This window comes from Sphingobacterium yanglingense (assembly GCF_004363245.1).
GTDB lineage: Bacteria > Bacteroidota > Bacteroidia > Sphingobacteriales > Sphingobacteriaceae > Sphingobacterium > Sphingobacterium yanglingense.
The window spans coordinates 60,175-82,124 of record NZ_SNYV01000019.1 but is presented as its reverse complement, the minus strand read 5'-3'; the positions used below and the strand labels follow the sequence as shown (position 1 = coordinate 82,124).

Here is a 21,950-nt window from a genome sequence, read left to right as displayed (position 1 = left end):
ACTAAACAAATGACTGACTATAAAACTAATAGCCGTATTTTCCTTTCCATTTTTCCCGCAAGGAAAGCCGCAACTTATCTTCGGCCGCATTAGCCCCTGGCTCATACAACTTATTTCCTTGTATCTGCTCGGGCATAAATTCTTGCACGACAAAATTCCCCGGGTAAGCGTGAGAATACTTATACTCCGTTCCGTAATCCAGTTCTTTCATTAATTTGGTGGGCGCATTACGCAAATGTAATGGGACTGACAGGTCACCTGTCTGACGCACTAAAGCTTGTGCATTATTGATTGCTTCATACGAAGCATTACTTTTTGCAGACGATGCCAAATAGGTAACAGTCTGCCCTAATATAATACGCGACTCCGGCCAGCCGATTACATTCACAGCTTGAAAGCAGCTATTTGCCAGCAAAAGGGCATTGGGATTTGCATTTCCAATATCCTCAGACGCCAATATCAACAGTCGTCTCGCTATAAACGAAGGATCTTCCCCTCCTTCTATCATACGTGCCAACCAATACACAGCAGCATTCGGATCAGAACCACGAATCGATTTGATGAATGCAGATATAATATCATAATGCTGCTCCCCTGTTTTATCATAACGGGCCATATTCTGTTGCACCTGTTTCAGCACAAAGTCATTGGTAATAGGTGTATTATAGGGCACAGCAGCATCTACGACCAACTCAAATACATTCAGCAACTTCCGGGCATCTCCCCCTGACAAGCGCAATAAAGCATCATATTCTTTGATGACAATCGTGTCATTTTTTAGAAATTCATCCTCCTTGATTGCCTTCTGAAGTAGCCCGATTAAATCCTCTGCCTCTAAATTTTCTAACACATAGACCTGGCACCGACTCAATAGAGCGGAAATCACCTCAAACGAAGGATTTTCAGTAGTAGCCCCGATCAGCGTTACCAAACCGCGCTCCACAGCCCCTAAGAGGGAATCCTGTTGACTTTTCGAAAAGCGATGAATCTCATCGATAAATAAAATCGGTTGCTCCTGATTGAAATTCATCAATTGATCCGCCTTATCGATTACCTCACGAACTTCTTTTACGCCAGACTTGATCGCACTGAGACTAAAGAAAGGTCGTCCCAACTCTTTTGCAATCAGATTGGCAAGACTTGTCTTTCCCACTCCAGGAGGCCCCCAGAGAATCATCGAGGGAATATTTTTGCGCTGCAGGGCATGGTACAGCACAGCATCTTCACCAATGATATGCTGCTGACCTACATAATCTTGTAATTTTCGGGGTCTAAGCCGTTCTGCTAGAGGTACTCGTGTTGCCATAATCACTCCATTTAATCCACAAAGGTACGGATTTTGTAGAAAGGCATAATCATTGCCCTGCTTTTAAGGGTTAACTGTTTTACAATTCGAAGAATTTAATTACGTTTGAATAATGACAAGAACATATAACGCTATAAAATTGACTTTTCTGTCCATATCCCTATTCGGGACTTTCATAGCGGCTCCAGTATTGGCCCAACAAAAAACTCTAGATCCTTCTGGCTACATACTCAAATACGACACCCAATTTGAAGGGATTGGACCAAAAGTATACCTCTTACCACCGCCTCGTAGTAGAGCAGAACAACTACAGGACAGCTACATGGAGATTGTGGGGTTTCAAGATTCTATTCAGCGCGCGCTACAATACCTAAGATTGGTTGAAGCTTGGAAAAACACCTCCAATAATGCAAACGTTCTACAGCTCCTCACACCTGCTCCCAAAACCACTGCAGACTGGAACAGTCTAGTCGCCGACTACACCGATCAGAAAAACTACACTATGACTACTGGAATTCTGAACGAATACGCCAAGATGAGAATACTCCGTAAAGAAACCAGCCAGGCGGTAGGCATTCTAGAATCTGCACTACAGCAGGCCACACTACAGCAGCATACACAAGACGTCGGAGTGATACAATCTAACCTATCTTCTCTACTTGTATACAACAAGAACTATATTGAAGCCGGGACATATGAAGAAGCCTACTATAATCAAGCTGTAACGAACAAAAGCATTGTAGATCAAGCAAGCTCGCTGGTCAAAATCGCTTTGATACAAGCATACGACAAAGATTACAAGTCAGCCGAGAACACGATTATCCGAAAGGCGGTTCCTCTGTTCAACAAAGCAAAATCATATGAAGGCAAAACCATCGCTTGGCTCATCCTAGCGGAGATTTACCAAATGCAGAACAAACATACGGAGGCCCAATGGTTTTTAATCCAAGCCAGAGATTTAGCGATGGACAAAGACTTTAAAAATGACTTGGCGGAAATAGAATATATGCTCGCTTCTTCAAAATATATTCAAAATAATCTGAGCATCTCTAAGAAGGAACTGAATAACGCTCTTGAACTCGCAAAGAAGGAAGACAACCGCTATTTACAGTTAGCAATCGTAGAAAAACTAGGCCGAATCAACTTACATGAAAACAAAATTGACGAAGCGGAAAAACAATTGGCAACCTATTGGACAATCAGGAAAGAGTTGTTTTAGAAAAGTTACACTCTTTTTGCACTGTTTCTGAATTTATTACAGCAAAGGGATGTCTGCTTGTGTATTTTTTTAACTAATTTTAGCCTTCGCAAAACATTTAGCAATTTTTGCGTTATTTTTTGGACAATGAATATTAATAAAACAGTCTATATGTTTAGAAACTTAATAATTGGATTAGCATTGATTTCGGTCGTCGCCTGTGGTTCAAAACCACGCGTACAGCTCGAAGAGGGGGGAATCAAGATCAAACCGACCTTACAGCATGAGGTAATCGCAAAAGAGGTAGTCGGTATATTAGAAAACTTCAGTTATAAAAAAGTTGCGCCGAGTGACTCACTCTCTAACATCGTTTTTAACAACCTGATAAAAATGGTTGACCAGGGGAAAAATTACCTGCTCCAATCAGATATCGACGATATCAACAAATACAAGAACAACATCAGCCAAGATATGAAAAATGGGGACCTTTCTGCTCCTTTTTATATCTTCAACATCTACTCGCAACGCTATCTCGAAGCAATGGAGTATGCACTCACGCAAGTCGATGTTGCGCACGATTTTAACAAAGATGAGAACTACACTAATAACCGCGAAAAGCTGAATTGGTTCAAGTCCGAAAACGAGCTTAAAGACCAATGGCGTAAAAGAGTGAAGCTCGATTTGCTGAACCTTAAAATGACAACTGCAGAAGGCAAAAACGAAGATGATAAACACAAAGAGACACTTCGCAAACGCTACAACAATTTGATTTCCCAAGCCAAGAAAACAAATGCCAATGATGCGTTTCAGCTGATCATGACTTCTTTTACGGATGCTATTGATCCGCATACGACGTATTACAACCCTTCGTTTGCGCAAGCATTCAACGAAGGCATGTCCAATACCCTAGAAGGAATAGGAGCCCGCTTACAGATGGAGAACGAAATGGTCACCATCAAAGAAATCATCGCAGGAGGACCAGCTTTCAAAGAGAAAACACTAAAGATGGACGACCGTATCATTGCAGTTGCACAAGGCAATGATGGTGAATTTGAAGATATCGTAGGCTGGAGACTTGATGCCGCAGTAGCCAAAATAAAAGGATCAAAAGGTACGATTGTACGCTTAAAAATCCTACCTGCAGGACAAGATATCTCCGCTCAACCAACAATTGTAAAGTTGACTAGAGAAAAAATTGTACTTGAAGAGGAGTCGGCAAAAAAAGTAATTAAAACGGTAAAAGGAGATGATGGTAAAGATTATCGTATCGGTGTCATCAATCTACCAAAATTCTATATCGATTTTGAAGGCTATCGCAAAGGTGACCCGAACTACAAAAGTACCACACGCGATGTACGATTGATTTTAGATTCACTAAGCAAAGAAAATGTAGATGCTGTAGTGCTAGATTTGCGTAACAATGGTGGAGGTTCACTACAGGAAGCAATCGAGCTCACTGGACTATTTATCGACAAAGGCCCTGTAGTACAGGTGCGCAGTACAAACAACCGTGTAGAAGTAGAGCAAGATAAAGACGCAGGCGCAATATGGACAGGTCCTTTTGGTGTTATCATTAACGGCTTCTCGGCCTCAGCCTCTGAGATTTTTGCAGGAGCAATTCAAGACTATGGCCGCGGCGTAATACTAGGCTCAAAATCCTATGGAAAAGGAACGGTACAATCTGCAGTTCAAATGTCACGTTTTATCAGTCCTACAAACAAATTGTTATTAAAAGCTGCTGGCGCAGATAAGGATGCAGACACACCTACAGGAGCACCTGAGTTTGGACAGATAAATGTCACCATTGGTAAATTCTATCGCGTAACAGGAAGCAGCACGCAGCATAAAGGGGTCGATGCTGACATCACGTTCCCTACACAATATGTATCTGAAAAATTCGGTGAAAGTTCTGAACCGGCTGCGCTTCCTTGGGATCAAATTAAAGGAACTGCATTCAATAAGATCGCAGACCTTAAAACTACCACCAAGCAACTTCAGGATATTCACATGAAGCGAATGGAAAAATCTCCAGAATACAAATTCTTACTAGAGGACATAGAGGAGTTCAAAAAATCTGATTCCATAGCTCAAATCAGCTTAAATCAGGATAAATTGAAAAAAGAACGTGATATCAATAAGGCTAAAAACAGAGCGCGTATCAATAAACTACTCGAGCTGAACAATATGCCGCTTTGGAAAGAAGGACAACCGCAACCAAAAGTTGAATTTGATTTCATCTTGGATGAAAGTATGAAAGTCATGAAAGATTACGTACAACTGGTAAAAAAATAAAAACCTGTTATAAAAAAATACGCTAAAAAAGGCGGCATTTCTTTGAAATGCCGCCTTTTTTTATTGACTATCAAACCATTGTTTGACACTATAAAATTGAATCTAACAGAAAAAAAAACAAAATATATTGTAAAAACTACAATTCAATATTTCATTTCCTAAAGAATAATTAATAATTTTGAAATGGGAATTAAGTTATAGAAGTCAAGGGTAACAATATTTCCAACCTATTTGAAAAACGAATTTTAGTAATTAACCGCTTCATTTATTTTTTTGGAGAGCGCTATGCAAAGAATGCTCACATATAATAGTTACATTATTATGCTTGTCTTGCTTTTTTGCCTGACGCAGGTGGGGTATGGGCAGGCGCCAATGAAACGGATTTATGCAACATCCCAGAAGACTGGAGGTGCCTTGCTTCATTTCGCCAATAGTCCAAATGATGCCGTGGACGGGAAGCCTTATACATATTCTACAATTGGGATAACTTTAATTGGAGATGTCTGGCAAAGATTACAGTTTCCTACAAACCTACCTGCAGGCACCACGGTTCGCATAAAAATAGGAACTACTGGAGACATTCTCGGCTTATTGGGAAACATACTAATCCAAGCTTATCAGAATGACACCTCGATAGGCAATCCAATTTCAATAGGCAACCTTATTACCCTTTTAGCAGGTGAAGATCAGGCCGAAATCGTTTTTATTCCAACCTTGAGTTTTAATAGTATTCGAATATACTCTTCAGGCATTAAACTAGGAGGAGGACTCAAGATTTACGAAGCTTATTATTTAGCTCCTAGTTCTCCAACTCCTACAGATTGTGATACTCCTACCGATATACTGTATGGTTCCACTGGTAACATCGCCGGCGGATTAAACGCCATTGAAAGCCCTTACAATGCAATTGATGGAAATCCCATTACATATACAACCATGAGAGCAAACGTAAGTGCTGTTGGCAACCGCACACACTTAACAGCCTTGTACAACACAACCTCGCATGCAAACGATTCTGTGCGAATAATTCTCCAAAGACCTGGCGCACTATTAGATGCTACTATTTTATCGAACAACTTTCGAATCCGCTCTCTCTTAGATAATACTGACAACGGATATCTTTTGTTAAACCCTTCATTATTATCTTTGAGACTACTTACTCCAGGATCAGATATACAGGTGCTGACCTACCCAATTGCCTCCCCATTTAATCGCTTAGAAATTTCCCTTGGAGGAGGCTTAGTTAATGCACTTAGTACGTTACATGTGCATGAAATCCAACGAATCATGGCTAAACCAAAAGTAACAGCATTAAATATAGAAAACAATAGTCTTATCGTGTGTGAGGGAGAGACAACGACCTTATTAATAGAAAACCCAGAGTCTACTCATGAATACCGTTGGTATACAGACTTAACAGAAAGTCTTCCGATACACACTGGAACACAATACATACTACCCCAGGCCATAGGCACATTTACTTACTACGTCTCAAAGTCCTATAAAGGTTGTACTGAAGAATCGGATAGAACACAATTGTTAATAACAGTAATCTCCAAACCGGGGAGCCCCCATGTAACCATAACAAATACAAACAACTAAAATATTATCAAACTTCAAAAAATAACCCTATGAAAACAACAATGAAAAGGATAAAAAAAGGTCTATTGGCTTTGTTTTTATCACTGGCATTCAACAACGTGGCGCAAGCTCAAACCTTGATCTCACCAACAGATCAAAGTGCACTGAGACCACCGATAAGTGGCTTGAACACAGATCCAATTTTTGCGCATGAAAAAAATAAATTCAAATTAACCGCATCGATAACTAGTACTAGTACGGGGGGGCAAGCTGGGGTAACCTTTTCAAGTATCAAATGGTATTTTAAAAACGCTGCAGGTGGATTTGGCGACCTTCCTGATTTGACCGAAACCACAACATCAATATCAGGACCTGCAAACAGCGAACTAACAGTTAATGGAGGGCTGAAACCAGGATTTTACACCTTCATGGCGGTAGGAGAGACTACCGGTGAGATCTGTTCGACCGTACCCGAAGAATTCACCGTCTTCATTCTACCTCCGCTCACAGTCAGCGTAACAAGCAATCTTTCTAACAATGCGTATTGTGCTGACACACCTCCTGCTTCAAATAACACGCTGACGGCAAACGTAGTGTTTGACGCATCAAAACCATTCAATACAGCTACACCATACAGCTCCGAAAATCCTACTTTAGGAGAATTCGAACTTCGCTACCGTTGGTACAAAGTAGAAAATGGCCAACCGCTAGATATTTCAACCGCTACAGCACTTGCTACCACAACACCTTCAACAAGCTCTACAACAAATACCTATAATATTGTAGAAACCGAAGTGGGAAGTTGGAATTATTATGTGGTAGTAGACTATACGGTTAAAACATCAGGTCCTTACCAAACTGTACTGAAAGGAGAAAACGCCGTGACGGTTATACAAGTTACAGCTAAACCAGGTAAACCAACAATTAGCATCGAAGCTATTGATTAGAAACTACTGCTAAGTATAATATGCATCGTCTGTCCTTAATCCTAAGCATCTTGGTGCTGCTATTATTAGCAGTACCTAGATCTCTTATGGCCCAACAAGGACAGACCTTGCGTATTATAAAAGGCAAAAAAGTAACCCTTCGGGCTGATGCCACACATGCTGTATCCTTCATCTGGTTCAAAAATGGTGAACCCATAAATGGTTTGCATGACCAACGCATCATCGTGACCGATGCTGCCATATATACCGTTATTGCACTTGGTGATGGCTGTAACTCCGATGTCTCCGATCCGGTTGAGATTATCTTCGATCCTACGGAGGAAGAAAAGCTAGTCGATATCGAGATCCGTAATCTTCCTGACAAAACGACTATATGGAAAGACCAATCCTTCAACCAACAGCTACTGGTGCTTAACAATAGCGACAACACCGCCAATGAGCTGATTGTCGAATTTAAAATACCACAACAGCTAGCTTATGTGAATGCCATCTCCGGCCCCGGCACCTCCATTTCTTTTGACAATCAAAGCGGTCGATTAATTTGGAAAATCGATGAGCTCAAAGCGCATGCAGCTCTTAGCCAATGGATACAGCTAAAAGGCGTGCAGACAGGTGAAGCCGTGACAATAACGAAGGTAAGCGCCAAACAAAAGGAAAGCAACCTCAACAACAACCAATCACAAGCTACAATAAAAATAGTCAATTTCTTTATTCCCAACGTTTTCACGCCGAATGGTGACAGCAAAAATGACACCTTCGAAATTATAGGTCTTGAACTGTTCAAAACAGCTGAATTACGGGTTTTCAACCGCTTCGGTTTCGAAGTGTACCACTCGCAAAACTACCGAAATGACTGGAATGGACAGGGATTGAATGATGGAACCTATTTCTATTACCTAAAATTCGAGGATGAAACAGGGCAAACCCACATCAATAAAGGATATGTAACTATACTTCGCAGTCAATACTATTAACCAATCACCTTCGATAGCTAATCCTTCCTTCTCTCTAATTCCTTAGTCTCACAGTATCTGTTGTACCTCTTATCTACCGGCTCAACCTTACAGCAACTATCGCCAACTCTTATACTGGTTGATCAGCCCATTGGTCGAACTATCGTGGCTACTGATTGCCTCTTCTGATTTGAGCTCAGGCAAAATAGTACTAGCAAGCTGTTTGCCCAATTCTACCCCCCACTGATCAAAGCTATATATATTCCAAATAATGCCCTGTACAAAAATCTTATGTTCATAGAGCGCAATGAGAGTCCCTAACGAACGTGGGGTAATTTTTTTCAACAAAAAGGAATTGGTGGGTCTATTTCCTTCAAAAACCTTATAGTTTTTTAGGGCATCTATCTCCGATTTACTTTTTCCAGATTTTTCAAGCTCCGCGACGACCTCTGCCTCCGACTTACCATTCATTAATGCCTCCGTCTGTGCAAAAAAGTTAGACATTAACAATTGATGATGGTTACCGATTGGGTTATGTGATGTTGCCGGAGCGATAAAATCACAAGGTATCAGCTTCGTGCCCTGATGAATCAATTGATAAAAAGCGTGCTGCCCATTTGTCCCTGGCTCTCCCCAAATAATAGGTCCCGTTTGATATTCAACACGGTCACCATTACGGTCGACATACTTACCATTACTCTCCATATCTCCCTGCTGAAAATAAGCAGCAAAACGGTGCAAGTATTGATCATACGGAAGTATAGCGTGACTTTCGGCATCGAAAAAATTATTATACCATACCCCCAGCAGCCCTAATACGACAGGAATATTCTGTTCAAACTCTGTGTTTTTAAAATGCTCGTCGGCAACATATGCGCCTTCCAACAGCTGTTCAAAATTATCATAACCTATGCCCAGTGCAATCGACAGACCGATTGCAGACCACAACGAGTAGCGTCCTCCAACCCAATCCCAAAACTCAAACATATTGGCAGTATCGATACCAAAAGCGGCTACCCCTTCTCCATTGGTACTCAAAGCGGCAAAATGCTTTGCCACATCAGACTGTAACGCACCAGACTGCAGGAACCAGTCCTTAGCTGATGTTGCATTTGCCATCGTCTCCTGTGTAGTGAAAGTCTTGGAGGCAATAAGAAACAATGTTGTTTCTGGGTCTAAGCCTTTTAAGGTTTCGGCTATATGTGTTCCATCGACATTAGACACAAAATGCAGATTAAGCCTTGTCTTATATGCCTTCAGCGCTTCAGTGACCATAACCGGCCCCAAATCCGAGCCGCCTATACCAATATTGACTACATCTGTAATCTCACGTCCTGTATAACCTTTCCATTCACCAGAAAGAATCCGATTGGTAAAATCTTTCATATGTGCCAAAACAGCCTTCACCTTGGGCATGACATCTTCGCCATCCACCAAAACAGGCGCTCCGGATCGATTCCTCAATGCGGTATGCAGCACTTCACGTCCTTCAGTCACATTTATCTTTTCGCCCCCAAACATGGACTTTATAGCATCATCTAACTTGCATTCCCTTGCCAATTGCATTAGCAGCGCTATCGTCTGCTCGTCCATCCTATTCTTCGAATAGTCTAAAAGAATATCCTCTAACTGAACAGAAAACTTCTCAAATCGCGATGGGTCTGCTGCAAAAAGGTCTTTTAGTGTATGCGCATTGATAGAGATATAATGATCTGCTAGATATTTGTATGCTTGTGTCTGGGTAAAGTTAATCTGTGGCAACATAAGTCTGTTTTTTTTGTTACTTCCAAACTTAGATAAAATGGCTCAAATTCTCGAATACAGAATCGTTTTTTTTAATCAGTAGCGAACCATTAATCCTCAACCATTAACAATTAATCCTTACCTTTGAAACCATGACCAGAGAACAAATTCAGGACTTGAGGGATAGAGTAACTTCCCTGAGGAGGCATCTTTGACATCGATGCAAAAAAAGCGGAGATAGCAAACGATACAGAAATCACATTACAACCCACATTTTGGGATAGACCGAAAGACGCAGAAAAAGTACTTCACGGCATTAAAAACCTAAAAGTATGGACCGACCATTTTGACCAAGTTGCGGCTTCTGTCGAAGACCTAGGCATTATGTTTGAGTTTTTTCAGGCAGGCGATGCCAGCGAGCAAGATGTCGAAGAACAATATCAGATCGCGCAGACGAATGTCGAAGAGCTGGAGTTCAAAAATATGCTCAGCGCTGAAGAAGATCAACTGGATGCAATCCTACAGATAACCGCCGGGGCCGGAGGAACAGAATCCTGTGACTGGGCAGCAATGTTGATGCGAATGTATATCATGTGGGGCGAGAAGCACGGCTATAAGGTATCCGAACAAGATTACCAAGAGGGTGAAGTCGCGGGAATAAAAACCGTCACCTTACAGTTTTCAGGTAATTTTGGCTATGGCTACCTAAAAGGGGAAAATGGTGTGCACCGTTTAGTCCGTATCTCACCTTTCGACTCCAATGCAAAGCGCCACACGTCCTTTGCTTCTGTATATGTGTACCCTCTTGTAGACGATAACATTGAAATCGACATAAAAGATTCCGAGATAGAATGGGACACTTTCCGAGCTGGTGGTGCTGGAGGACAAAACGTGAATAAAGTAGAAACTGCCGTACGCTTACATCACAAACCAACGGGTATTATTATCAAAAACCAGGAGTCTAGATCACAACTGCAGAATAAAGAAAATGCATTCCGTTTGTTAAAATCCCAGCTCTATGAAATCGAGATGCGCAAGCGCCAAGAGGCGACCGCTGCAATAGAAGGATCAAAGAAAAAGATAGAATGGGGTTCGCAAATACGTAATTATGTCCTCCATCCTTATAAACTAATTAAAGATTTACGGACAAATATGGAAACCTCCAATACACAAGCCGTATTAGATGGAGACCTAGATGAATTCCTAAAAGCTTACCTAATGGAGTTTGGAGGATAGGGAAGAATGCTAAAAAGCATTCTTCCACATCATACTTTCGACAGGACGAATCGTCTTGTTATTATATTTTGCATTTCCCTTGCTGTTGTAGAATGTCTGTATATCACCTTCTACGACAAAATAAATCAGCTGTCCAATAGGCATACCTGCATACACCCTTACAGGCTGAGCAACAGAAATCTCCAACGTCCAGGTATTACAAAACCCGACATCCCCTTTACCCGCTGTTGCATGTATATCAATACCTAAACGCCCTGTGCTGGATTTTCCTTCCAAAAAAGGAACATGCCCATGAGTTTCTGTATACTCTAAGGTAACTCCTAGGTACAATGTTCCTGGCTCCAAAACATATCCTTCCTCTGGAATTTCGAAATGAACAATTTCATTATGTTTTTTAGCATCCAGCTGCGCATCCTTATACGTAGCCAAGTACTTACCCAAGTGTACATCGTAAGAGTTTGTCCCTAAACATTTACGATCAAACGGTTCAATAACAATCGATCCGTTCTCGATTTCCTCTAATATTCTTGTATCCGATAATATCATATAGAATTTTCAAACCGCTGCTGCCACCAGCCGGATGTCAAAAATACAGTATTGCCTGACATCTAGCAAGTTTTTTGCAAAGATAACCCAGGCTGCACGAAAATTACTTTTTACTTTTTACTTTTTACTTTTTACTTTTTACTTTTTACTTTTGACCTATGGCCTTAGTATACCTCCGAGAATTAGACAGTAGCACTAAATTTGCAATCTGGAAGATTGAAGAATCAGCTGAAGAGCTGTTGAGCAAATTGCAGCTCGATAAAGCCGAGCAAGACCGCCTACGGAATCTTAGCAAAGGTAAGCGAACATTACACTGGCTAGCGACACGTGTATTATTACGATACCTCTTACAGACAGAAGAATACATACATTGTCCTTCGGATAGCAATGGTAAGCCTTATCTCCCGGATTATCCCTACAAACTCTCGCTCACACACTCATTTGACTATGCAGGAGTCATGCTGAGTACAAAAGGTGAATGTGGTATGGACCTCGAAATTGTCAAGGACAAAGTACGTCGTATCAAAGAAAAGTTTTTGAAACCAGAGGAATTGGCCTTTATTAATCCTGACCACGAAATTCTACAGCTATATGCTTGCTGGTGCGCCAAAGAAGCCGTTTATAAATTACAGGGCAATAAAGGCGTATCTTTTCTACATGACATGACCATACGTCCCTTCAATTACAAACCCCAAGGCGTGATGACTCTCGCCCTGCACAAAGATGGAATGGACTTATCCTTTCAGGTATACTACGAACAGTTTCAAGACTACATGCTAGGCTATGCCGTAGGATAGCTTTATTCAAGCTTTCCTTCTAACAGCTTTTTTTGAAGTGACAGCCGTTTATTCGCCTTATAGATCTTTACGGCAATCAAAAAATAAGCCAGCAACAAAGGTCCATAAACTAAGCCCATGATTCCGAATAAGGGGATACCGATAATAACACCGACTATCGTAATAATGGGATGAATATCCCCGACTTTCTTGGCAATAACCAGACGCAATACATTATCAATATTGATAACCAAACCGAAACCCCAGATCAACATTCCTATCCCTTGCCATGTTGCACCCTGGGATAAGAGAATCGCTGCTGCCGGAACAAAGATCAGCGGGGGACCTAACAAAGGAATAAAGGATAAGATAGCACAGATAACACCCCAAAACAATCCATCCTTAACCCCAAAAATATAAAAACCAATAGCCAGACAGATTCCCTGTACGATAGCGATAAAAGTTTGTCCAATAATATTCGAATAAGTAATATTCTTCAATTCTTCTCCAAACACAGTCGCATTCGCGTCATCGAATGGCAGGTAGTGTATCAGACTACTCTCAAATCCTTTGTAATTTACAAACAGAAAATAGAGCAAGAAGTACATGACCGAAATCGCCAAAAAGGCATTCGCTGCCCCTCCAATGATAACGGTCAACATTCCTCCAAAATAGGCTGCACTCGCCTGGATCTGTTCTTTGAGAAAATCAGGTTTACCAAATTTATCTCCCGCAAATGTATTGATTGCATTGATGATATCATTGATCCATGCCGGATTTCGCTGTAACTCTAATGCCTTATTGACCAACATGGTTCCTATCCCAACAAATGGGAGCACAATGATAAAGATAGAAATAATGATGACCACTACAGAAGACAGCGCTTTGGGCCACTTCCATCGCTCGATCAAAAAGATATTCAGATTACGAAATAGTGTATACATCACCATTGTGCCCAGTATCGCTCCAAAAATACCCTTCATCGCATACAGAATAATCGCACCCAATACGAGTATGATTATTAAAATAATAATATTCCTTTCCTTCTGCGAAAAAACGTCTTTACCAATCATAAATCATCATTTACCTCCCAACAAATGGGTAGTTACTCTAAAAATTAGGTTTCCTTTTCTCCAAAAATGCTTCAATTCCTTCCTTGGCTTCATCCGTATCGAAAGATGCTCCAAAAAGTGAAATCTCCTGTTGAAAACCAGTTTTCGAATCCACGAAACCGGCATTTACAGCACTGATTACTTTGGCAATCGCCTTAGGAGACCGTAAATAAATTCGCCCTAAAAGTTCCATACACTTACCAAGAAGACCTGCCCCCTCAACCACATGGTTCACTAACCCATAGCCTAACGCTTCCTCCGCACCAATCATATCACCTGTCATGATCATTTCAAAAGCCTTGCCTTTACCCACAAGTTGTGGCAGGCGCTGCGTACCTCCATATCCAGGGATTAGTCCCAAAGAAACCTCTGGCAGACCTAGCTTAGCCGTTGAGCTAGCAACCCGTATATGAGCCGACAAAGCCAATTCAAGCCCACCTCCCAGTGCAAAACCATTTATCGCGGCTATCACTGGCTTCGGATAGTTTTCTATCTTATCCATTACATCACGTTGTCCTCTTGCTGCCAGTTGCGCTGCATCCTCCCCATTCATCCCGACAAATTCCTGAATATCCGCTCCAGCAATAAAAGCCTTGCTCCCCGTTCCTGTGATTATGATGCCACGTACGGAAGAGTCCTTTGCCAAAACGTCCAATGCATGACTTAACTCAGAAAGAGTCTCTGTACTCAGCGCATTCAGCTTCGACTCCCTGTTTATTTTTAAAACTGCAGTACTTGCGTCCCGATCTACTAAAATTGTACTATACACTTCCATAATATTAAAAATCAAAGTTTAAGGATAGTTTAAATCGTTCGTTACTAATGTTAGGGTGATACCGATAGTTAAATCGATAATAATATTGCACACGAAATATACTTAGAATATTATCCAGTCCCACATAACCTTCCAAATAAGGGCTTTTCTGTAACGCATGAGTAATAGTATATCCCTCTTTATGTTTATCAAAATAGACCACTTTATCACTGAGCATAGGGTCATTATTAGCACTTAACTGACCATAAAACATGCGTGCCCCGAATATCTCCCGAAAACGCAACTTTTTAATCAAAGGAAGTTTATTTAAAATAAAACCGTTCAGCTCGTGATCATAGGATAACTTCACAAACTTATCCGACACAAATTCCATCGAATTGGTCATATCGTAAGAGATCGTATGCCTATCTTTTGTTTCCTGTATATTAGGCATCTCCAATAATGGATAAGGTAGCGTACCCCATATACGACCAGCTGTAGCCTTCAAGTCACCGAAACCGAGCTGATTCATAAAGAAACGCTTAGACACCGAAAAACGCAAAGCATCATAATTATATTGCCCCTCAAATATTCCACTTATTCCTTTATTATATTGCAAGCTAAATACAGGATAGCTTTCTATAATCGTACGCCGTTGTAAATTACGATAATAGAATTTTTCAAAAGGTGCCCATCGCAAGGTTACCTGTACATCATTGGTATTGATACTAGACAGGGACTGCGTACTATCTGCTGTTAAAGCAAATCGAAGATCACCTATCGCATTACGTCGCTGATGGGTAAAACTACTTGATACACTGAAATGATTCCCAAACTCATACACGTGCCCTAACCTATACGCTTCCGTATCCAACCATTTGGTAGGCTTATTGGAAACAAAGCTTCTAAAGAAGCTATCCCCTTTTAAATACCCTATGGCTTTTCCTGGTTCGAATATATCTCGCTGCACGGATGCCTCCATATAATGAGCAGGGAATGTAGCAACAGATTTTCCGTTCAATGCGACAGCCGTTTTTAGATAATATTTAAACCGATCATCCCTAAAGCCATAAGCAAGATACCCCTCCATATACACCTTCTCAGACAAAGCAGCGGTAGTCCTTCCTCCAAAGCGGAGTCGCTGCCCTTCCATCTCATTCATGTGATACAGGTACTCCAGTGGCCCCAACTCAAACTTTCCTACCGAAAAATAACCTTGAGCCAGAAGATAACCCACAGCTAATAATGATTTAAAAGACTTTAAGTCGTTAAGGCTATCTACATTGCTATATATTCGCTGTTCATAAGTACTCAACGGTACCGGTCGCACATCGCCAAGTTCTTCTTCAGCAGATAGCCGTACCTCTACAGGAGCTCCAGAAAAAACATCATCGGCAGTTGTACGATGCGTATCATATCGATATTGCACACTGCTCCGTTCCCCAAAAAGTGCATCTACTTTTCCCCGACCAAAAACGACAAAAATATTGGAACTATCCTGTAGCATAATTCCTTCCGAATTCTTAAAATAAGAAAGGGACATTTTAAAATCATTCACCCAGGAGATATTTGTCCTTTTATCGACCTTCAATTCAGCATTTTTCACAGCATAACGCCCATCTAAAGACACTAAAAGCTGCCCATGAAACAGCAAGTCATTGCTATTGCGGGGCTCGAACCGCAACCGTACAAAGATATCCTTGCCAGTCCTTAAACTATCGACTATAAAATATTTATAATAAAGCTTCGCATTGTCCGCTATAGGACTCAAAAACAACTTATTTAGAAAAAAAACACTCTCATCATATATATCCACAGGTTGAAAAAGATAGTTTAAATAGGAGCTGATATTAGGATTATTTACATAGCGGGGATCGAATTCTGTTTTGCTTTGGTTACGGATGATTTTCTTTTTCCTGGCCGGCTGTTGTCTAATATAGTTGTCTGATATATCCTCCTGCAGATACAATGTTAACAACTCATGCCCCTGCAACGAAGTTGTATCCACGTCCTTAAAGAAAAAGCTCATATCTCCTAGCCTGGTCTTAAATCCAGGTTTGGGGTCGACCATCCCGAATTTGATTTTATCATACTGTTGAAAATATAGACTATCCTTTTGGACAAGTCGATTTTTACGCTTGTGCTGTATGACGAGATCAATAAGCTCTGTAGCAGGATTATTATTTTTATAACGGCCTTTTTTGACGATATCGACCGTCTCTATCACTTGGTCCTGCTTCTCTAAATATACAAGCAGCGCACTATCTGTTGGAGTTACAGTATAACGCTTACTTTGGTATCCCACGGCAGAGAATACAAGCTCCTGTACAGTGGAGTCCAATTTGATGAGAAAGATTCCATTTGCATTGGTTGAGGTCCCTTCGGGGTGCTGTATACACTGTACGCTCGCTCCAACAATCACCCGTTTACTACTTGCATCACGTACCTCTCCCCGTAACAAGGTCTGCGCCAGAGCCGGTACGATCGACAGCAGCATTACAATATAAAGCGCAACATGTCTGCTAAATAGCATTACCGCTCTTCTCATAAATATCTATGGTCCTTTATAAAGATACAACTTGTGCCCAAAGTTCAAAGCACATAGCACAAAAAAACACATCCTCTGCTATACCTTTTCCCTAGAAAAACAAAAAGCCCTTAAAAAAAGGGCTTTAATCATAAATTTATAAAACAACTATAATAGTCCAATAATACAATCGGGATAAAGACCGATCAAAAGCGTAAGCATTACTGTTGCACCCAATACAACTTTGAAACTTAGTGGAAGCAGAATAGCACCACCTTCTTCTTCCGCTGTTTTGAAGTACATGTGAACCACCACGCGTAGGTAATAGAAAACACCGATTGCCGCATTCACCACCGCCAAAAGAAGTAAAACAATATGGTAGTCCTGCATTACAGTATTGAACATCATGAACTTACCTATAAACCCTGCGGTCAGGGGAATTCCAGCCAAAGACAACATAGCGACAGTAATCACAAAAGCCAAGAACGGATTCGTTTTTCCTAGTCCATTGAATGCGACAAACTGATCTGAGCCTTTAGCCCGTTTTACCAGGATAAGCCCTGCAAAAGCAGCTACCGAAGATAAGGAGTATGCTATGGCGTAAGTAAAAATACTGGATGTAGAAGTCGCTCCCAAAGCAACAATGGCAAAAAGCATATAACCCGCATGCGAAATACTAGAGTAAGCCAACATACGCTTGAAACTAGCCTGCATCATCGCCGTGATATTACCAATAAACAAAGTGATAATAATAACAACCAGAAGGACAGGCGTCCAAAAATCATGTAATGGTACAAATACATAGCTGAACAGACGTAAGAACGCTGCAAAAGAAGCTACTTTAACCACTGTACTCATATAGCTCGTAATCAATATTGGTGCTCCTTCATAAACGTCAGGTGTCCAAAAATGAAATGGAGCGGCACCAACTTTAAAGCAAAGTCCGACCAGCAACAATAAAACGCCCCCATAAAAATAAGGAGAAATCTGTTGAGGGTTGGCTATTAGATACTCCCGTACCCCTGTAATATCAAAAGTACCTGTAGCACCGTAGAGCAAAGTGATGCCAAACAGTAAAAAACCGGTGGAAAAAGCCCCCATCAAGAAATATTTCAACGCGGCTTCGTTGGATCCAAAATCAGTTTTCCTAATTCCAACCAAAATATACAATGCTACCGACATCACTTCAATACCGATAAAAAGCATCGCAAAATTATGATAGGCACTTACCATTAATGCTCCCGTCAAAGAGAAGAGGATCAAACAGTAGTACTCCGCAACGTTGTTACTAATGGAACTGAAGTAAGCTTTGGAAAGCAACAATATCAAACCTGTCGTCACGATACACAATATCGAAAATGCGAGTGCAAAATTGTCAAAGACGACCATTCCACTATATATAGGCTTTGCATCCCCACCCCACAAAGCAAGCTCACATCCCAATGCGACTAATAAACCTATAAGCGTAACAGGTAGTAAAGCTGATTTAGCTTTGAACAACCCCAAATACAATACTAAAATCCCTAATAACGAAAGCGTAATAATCGCAGCCATAATCTATTTACTTATACTTGCTTTAAAATTTAACTTGCTCTAACAGCTGTGTCACAGACGCCTCTGATAAATGCAATAACCCATTCGGGAACACCCCTAAATACAATACAACGGCGGCTACAATAAACAGCACCACAATTTCATGTCCTTTGATATCTGATATAGCACTATTCGACTCCGAGCCCGTCCCCAACATTGTACGCTGAAATAATCGAAGCATGTACACCGCACCAAAAATCAACGTCAATCCACCAAATACAGCATACAACAGGCCTACACCATAAACACCTTTAAGGAGCAAGAACTCTCCAATAAAACCGTTCGTTAGAGGTAATCCTACGGCTCCCATGATAATGATCAAGAAGAATATAGCCAGTTTGGGCATACGCTCAGCCAGACCTCCAAGCTCTTTCAATGTGCGCGTACCGGTACGCTGTGCAATAATATCCAACACAAAAAACAAGCCTATCACACTGATACCGTGATTCACCATCTGCATCAATGCGCCCTGCAAACCTTCTTGATTCCAAGCAAAGATACCTGCACCGATCAATCCTACGTGCGCAATTGAAGAATAAGCGATAAGACGTTTTGTATCCTGTTGCTTAAAAGCAATAAGAGAAGCGTAAACAACACCTATAACACATAATATCAAGGCCAACTGTCCATAAGCCGCAACCCCTAGTGGAGCAATCGGAATCAACCAACGAATCAGACCGAATGTCCCCATCTTGAGCATGATCCCTGCAAGCAGCATCGTACCCGCTGTAGGCGCGTTTGTGTAGGTATCAGGTTGCCATGTATGAAAAGGAAAAATAGGAATCTTCACAGCAAAAGCAATAAAGAAAGCCCAGAAAATCCATCGTTGCGTTCCATTGTGCAAGTCAAGCGCAGCAAAGGAGCTCCATTCAAAATCTTTTGTTGCCGTCTGTTGATACAGATAAAGGATGGCAATCAGCATCAACAGCGATCCGAAAAAAGTATAGATAAAGAATTTCAGATTCACTCGGATTCGATCCCCCTCGCCCCAAAGTGCACAGATAAAATAAATCGGAATCAATGCTACTTCCCATCCTACATAAAAGGAAAAAGCGTCTAGTGCAACAAAGACCAAGAGTAAACCCGCCTGCATAAAAGACACCAAAGCGTAGAAATTCCCTTTAAGCGTTTTACCAAAGGTCGACAAGATAATCAATGGTATCAATCCATTAGTCAAGAGAACCAAAGGAAGACTAATACCATCCAAACCAATATGAAATTTTATTCCTAAGCGAGGAATCCAATCGAACGATTGTTCAAACTGAATACTAGCATCGGGAACGAATTGACATAAAAAAGGAACGGTCAGTGCCAATTGGAGCACAGACAATCCTAAAGCAGCCCACTTGGCAGAAGATGAAGACTTCATAAATGCTAAAACTAGAGCACTTACAAGAGGGAGTAACAGCAGTATAAATAGGTTATTCATGGATTACTTCGATTACAAATAGCTATACATTTAAAAAACCGTACAAAAGGATAGCGATAACCCCAATGACCATCATAAAGATATAAAAACCAACATGCCCTGTCTGCAGTTGACGAATTCCTCGACCAGAAGACATAAAAAAGCCCCCGATACCATTCACAAAACCGTCTATTCCTGCTCTATCTACAACACGGTATAAAAACTTCGAAAATGCATTTAAAGGGCGAACAATCAGCGCATCGTACAGCTCATCTACATAAAGCTTGTGATAGGATAGTTTGTACAAGAGTCCTTGTTCTTGCCCATCTGGACCAGGAATACTTTTTTTGTTAACATAAGTTGAATAGGCTATACCAGCCATAACTAAAGCAGCTACAGCAGATGCCCCCATCAAGATATATTCCGTATTATGGTCAATATGGATTGCTGCCACTCGACTGTTACTATAAGCAAATATCGGACTCAGGAAATTAGCAAGCCAATTACTACCTCCTAGCGCCTCAGGCACATTCAATAATCCTCCACCAGCAGCAAGCACCGCTAATACGACCAAAGGGAGCAACATCGACATAGGAGATTCATGCAAATGACTCTTTTGATCCTCAGTTCCTCTAAATTCTCCAAAAAATGTCAGATACAACAGTCTGAACATATAGAAGGCAGTAAACAATGCCCCTACAAAACCAAGCCCCCATAATAACGGATTAGCAAGAAAGGCATGAGCCAAAATCTCATCCTTCGAGAAAAAACCTGACAAAGGCGGTATTCCCGAAATAGCAATAGTACCGACCAACATTGTTAGATAAGTTACAGGAAGACTCTTTTTAAGCCCCCCCATCTGGCGCATATCCTGCTCATCACTCATCGCATGGATCACAGATCCTGCTCCTAAGAAAAGTAATGCTTTAAAGAAAGCGTGTGTCAGTACATGGAAAAAAGCCCCTGTAAATGCACCTACACCCAATCCCAAGAACATGTATCCCAATTGAGAAACCGTGGAATAAGCCAACACCTTCTTAATATCATTCTGGGTAATTGCAATAAAAGCAGCAACCAAGGCGGTACACACACCTATCGCAGCGATAATCTGCATCGTGACCGGAGACAATGTAAACAAAATATTGGATCGTACAATCATATAGATACCTGCCGTAACCATCGTTGCGGCGTGAATCAATGCAGAAACTGGAGTCGGTCCCGCCATCGCATCGGGCAACCATGTAAATAAAGGAATCTGTGCCGATTTTCCAGTTGCTGCAACAAACAATAATAATGTTATCAACAGTAAGGTGGCATCACCAACCGGGAAACTGGACGCTTGCTGAAAAACGACATCAAACTCCAGAGAGCCAAATGTAGCGATGATAGCAAAAACAGCAATCAAAAATCCTAAATCGCCGATTCTATTCATTACAAATGCTTTCTTAGCTGCACTCGCGTAGCTTGAATTTTTATACCAAAAACCGATCAATAAATAAGAACATAGGCCGACTCCCTCCCATCCGATGAACATAATCAAATAGTTAGAGCCTAGAACCAACAGCAACATAAAGAATATAAATAGATTCAGATAAGCAAAGAATTTACCGAATCCAGCATCGTGACTCATATATCCAATCGAGTATAAGTGAATCAAGAAACCTATTCCAGTAATAATAAGCAACATTAATGCGCTCAACGGATCCACCAAGAAAGAAAAACTAATATCCAGATTACCCAATCGAATCCAATCGAATAAGTGATAAGCAAAAGCCGCTTCTTGTCCTGCGCTGCGAGCAGCCAGCACTTCACCAAATACAAGGCAGCTCAATATAAAAGACCCCAACACTACTCCGCTTCCAAGAGTTCCGACAGCACTTTTAGGGAGAAAATTCCGCCCTATTCCATTAACTACAAATCCAATCAGGGGTAGTAAAGGTATTAACCAAATTAGTTCGATCATATAGCTAGTTCTACT

At 41.1% G+C, this 21,950-nt stretch carries 16 protein-coding genes; 7 read left to right on the top strand and 9 right to left on the bottom strand.

All coding sequences use genetic code 11. The features are described from left to right. Positions 1–25 precede the first annotated feature (25 nt). Positions 26–1,306 (bottom strand): replication-associated recombination protein A, encoded by a 1,281-nt coding sequence (locus CLV99_RS21495; protein ID WP_133586578.1) that lies wholly within the window; start codon positions 1,304–1,306, stop codon positions 26–28. Positions 1,307–1,418: 112 nt separating this feature from the next. Between CLV99_RS21495 and CLV99_RS21490 the strand changes: the two genes are divergently transcribed. The 5 genes from CLV99_RS21490 to CLV99_RS21470 all read left to right on the top strand — a co-directional run bounded on the left by CLV99_RS21490 (position 1,419) and on the right by CLV99_RS21470 (position 8,298). After that, entirely contained in the window at positions 1,419–2,525 is a 1,107-nt protein-coding gene (locus CLV99_RS21490; RefSeq protein ID WP_133586577.1) for a tetratricopeptide repeat protein, read from the top strand. A 150-nt stretch (positions 2,526–2,675) separates the two neighbouring features. Then, the gene (locus CLV99_RS21485; protein ID WP_133586576.1) at positions 2,676–4,796 is read left to right on the top strand and encodes a carboxy terminal-processing peptidase; all 2,121 of its coding nucleotides are present in this window, start codon (positions 2,676–2,678) and stop codon (positions 4,794–4,796) included. Between the two features lie 294 nt (positions 4,797–5,090). After that, positions 5,091–6,398 carry an immunoglobulin domain-containing protein gene (locus CLV99_RS21480; RefSeq protein ID WP_133586575.1) on the top strand — a complete coding sequence of 436 codons (1,308 nt, stop codon included), beginning with the start codon at positions 5,091–5,093 and terminating at the stop codon, positions 6,396–6,398. A 29-nt stretch (positions 6,399–6,427) separates the two neighbouring features. Further along, complete coding sequence (locus CLV99_RS21475; protein ID WP_133586574.1) at positions 6,428–7,324, top strand: hypothetical protein; 897 nt, start codon at positions 6,428–6,430, stop codon at positions 7,322–7,324. Positions 7,325–7,410: 86 nt separating this feature from the next. Beyond that, complete coding sequence (locus CLV99_RS21470) at positions 7,411–8,298, top strand: T9SS type B sorting domain-containing protein (RefSeq protein ID WP_211348619.1); 888 nt, start codon at positions 7,411–7,413, stop codon at positions 8,296–8,298. Positions 8,299–8,394: 96 nt separating this feature from the next. Here CLV99_RS21470 and pgi read toward each other — a convergent pair whose 3' ends face one another. After that, a complete protein-coding gene (pgi, locus tag CLV99_RS21465; RefSeq protein ID WP_133586572.1) occupies positions 8,395–10,041 on the bottom strand; it encodes a glucose-6-phosphate isomerase in 1,647 nt (548 codons plus the stop codon). A 131-nt stretch (positions 10,042–10,172) separates the two neighbouring features. On the opposite strand from pgi, the gene prfB reads away from it, so the two are divergent. After that, positions 10,173–11,256 (top strand): peptide chain release factor 2 gene (gene prfB / locus CLV99_RS21460; RefSeq protein ID WP_133586571.1). Its coding sequence is split into 2 segments (ribosomal slippage): positions 10,173–10,232 and positions 10,234–11,256, totalling 1,083 coding nucleotides; the frame shifts between segments, so codons are not numbered across the junction. A gap of 9 nt (positions 11,257–11,265) precedes the next feature. On the opposite strand, the gene dcd is transcribed toward prfB, so the two are convergent. Beyond that, a complete protein-coding gene (gene dcd, locus CLV99_RS21455) occupies positions 11,266–11,802 on the bottom strand; it encodes a dCTP deaminase (protein WP_133586570.1) in 537 nt (178 codons plus the stop codon). A gap of 158 nt (positions 11,803–11,960) precedes the next feature. Between dcd and CLV99_RS21450 the strand changes: the two genes are divergently transcribed. After that, a complete protein-coding gene (locus CLV99_RS21450) occupies positions 11,961–12,599 on the top strand; it encodes a 4'-phosphopantetheinyl transferase family protein (RefSeq protein ID WP_133586569.1) in 639 nt (212 codons plus the stop codon). 2 nt (positions 12,600–12,601) lie between these two features. Here the strand turns inward: CLV99_RS21450 and CLV99_RS21445 are convergent, their stop codons facing one another. From CLV99_RS21445 to nuoL, 6 genes are all read right to left on the bottom strand, one after another. After that, complete coding sequence (locus tag CLV99_RS21445; protein WP_246032827.1) at positions 12,602–13,651, bottom strand: AI-2E family transporter; 1,050 nt, start codon at positions 13,649–13,651, stop codon at positions 12,602–12,604. 37 nt (positions 13,652–13,688) lie between these two features. Further along, on the bottom strand, positions 13,689–14,465 hold the full coding sequence (locus CLV99_RS21440; RefSeq protein ID WP_133586568.1) for an enoyl-CoA hydratase-related protein: 777 nt from the start codon (positions 14,463–14,465) through the stop codon (positions 13,689–13,691). A gap of 4 nt (positions 14,466–14,469) precedes the next feature. Beyond that, positions 14,470–16,992: a DUF5686 family protein gene (locus tag CLV99_RS21435; protein WP_133586567.1), complete on the bottom strand. Its 2,523-nt coding sequence runs from the start codon at positions 16,990–16,992 to the stop codon at positions 14,470–14,472. 147 nt (positions 16,993–17,139) lie between these two features. After that, positions 17,140–18,525: an NADH-quinone oxidoreductase subunit N gene (locus tag CLV99_RS21430; RefSeq protein WP_133586566.1), complete on the bottom strand. Its 1,386-nt coding sequence runs from the start codon at positions 18,523–18,525 to the stop codon at positions 17,140–17,142. Positions 18,526–18,547: 22 nt separating this feature from the next. Next, positions 18,548–19,993: a complex I subunit 4 family protein gene (locus CLV99_RS21425; protein ID WP_133586565.1), complete on the bottom strand. Its 1,446-nt coding sequence runs from the start codon at positions 19,991–19,993 to the stop codon at positions 18,548–18,550. Between the two features lie 22 nt (positions 19,994–20,015). Continuing rightward, entirely contained in the window at positions 20,016–21,935 is a 1,920-nt protein-coding gene (nuoL, locus tag CLV99_RS21420; protein WP_133586564.1) for an NADH-quinone oxidoreductase subunit L, read from the bottom strand. Positions 21,936–21,950: the final 15 nt, after the last annotated feature.

Bases quoted from the DNA above. Each gene is read 5' to 3' on its own strand.
- CLV99_RS21470 (WP_211348619.1), top strand. From the start codon at position 7,411: ATGGCCCAACAAGGACAGACCTTGCGTATTATAAAAGGCAAAAAAGTA.
- dcd (WP_133586570.1), bottom strand. From the start codon at position 11,802: ATGATATTATCGGATACAAGAATATTAGAGGAAATCGAGAACGGATCG.
- CLV99_RS21425 (WP_133586565.1), bottom strand. From the start codon at position 19,993: ATGAATAACCTATTTATACTGCTGTTACTCCCTCTTGTAAGTGCTCTA.
- CLV99_RS21435 (WP_133586567.1), bottom strand. From the start codon at position 16,992: ATGAGAAGAGCGGTAATGCTATTTAGCAGACATGTTGCGCTTTATATT.
- pgi (WP_133586572.1), bottom strand. From the start codon at position 10,041: ATGTTGCCACAGATTAACTTTACCCAGACACAAGCATACAAATATCTA.
- CLV99_RS21490 (WP_133586577.1), top strand. From the start codon at position 1,419: ATGACAAGAACATATAACGCTATAAAATTGACTTTTCTGTCCATATCC.
- CLV99_RS21445 (WP_246032827.1), bottom strand. From the start codon at position 13,651: ATGATTGGTAAAGACGTTTTTTCGCAGAAGGAAAGGAATATTATTATT.
- CLV99_RS21430 (WP_133586566.1), bottom strand. From the start codon at position 18,525: ATGGCTGCGATTATTACGCTTTCGTTATTAGGGATTTTAGTATTGTAT.
- CLV99_RS21440 (WP_133586568.1), bottom strand. From the start codon at position 14,465: ATGGAAGTGTATAGTACAATTTTAGTAGATCGGGACGCAAGTACTGCA.
- CLV99_RS21485 (WP_133586576.1), top strand. From the start codon at position 2,676: ATGTTTAGAAACTTAATAATTGGATTAGCATTGATTTCGGTCGTCGCC.
- CLV99_RS21450 (WP_133586569.1), top strand. From the start codon at position 11,961: ATGGCCTTAGTATACCTCCGAGAATTAGACAGTAGCACTAAATTTGCA.
- CLV99_RS21480 (WP_133586575.1), top strand. From the start codon at position 5,091: ATGCTCACATATAATAGTTACATTATTATGCTTGTCTTGCTTTTTTGC.
- CLV99_RS21475 (WP_133586574.1), top strand. From the start codon at position 6,428: ATGAAAACAACAATGAAAAGGATAAAAAAAGGTCTATTGGCTTTGTTT.
- CLV99_RS21495 (WP_133586578.1), bottom strand. From the start codon at position 1,306: ATGGCAACACGAGTACCTCTAGCAGAACGGCTTAGACCCCGAAAATTA.
- nuoL (WP_133586564.1), bottom strand. From the start codon at position 21,935: ATGATCGAACTAATTTGGTTAATACCTTTACTACCCCTGATTGGATTT.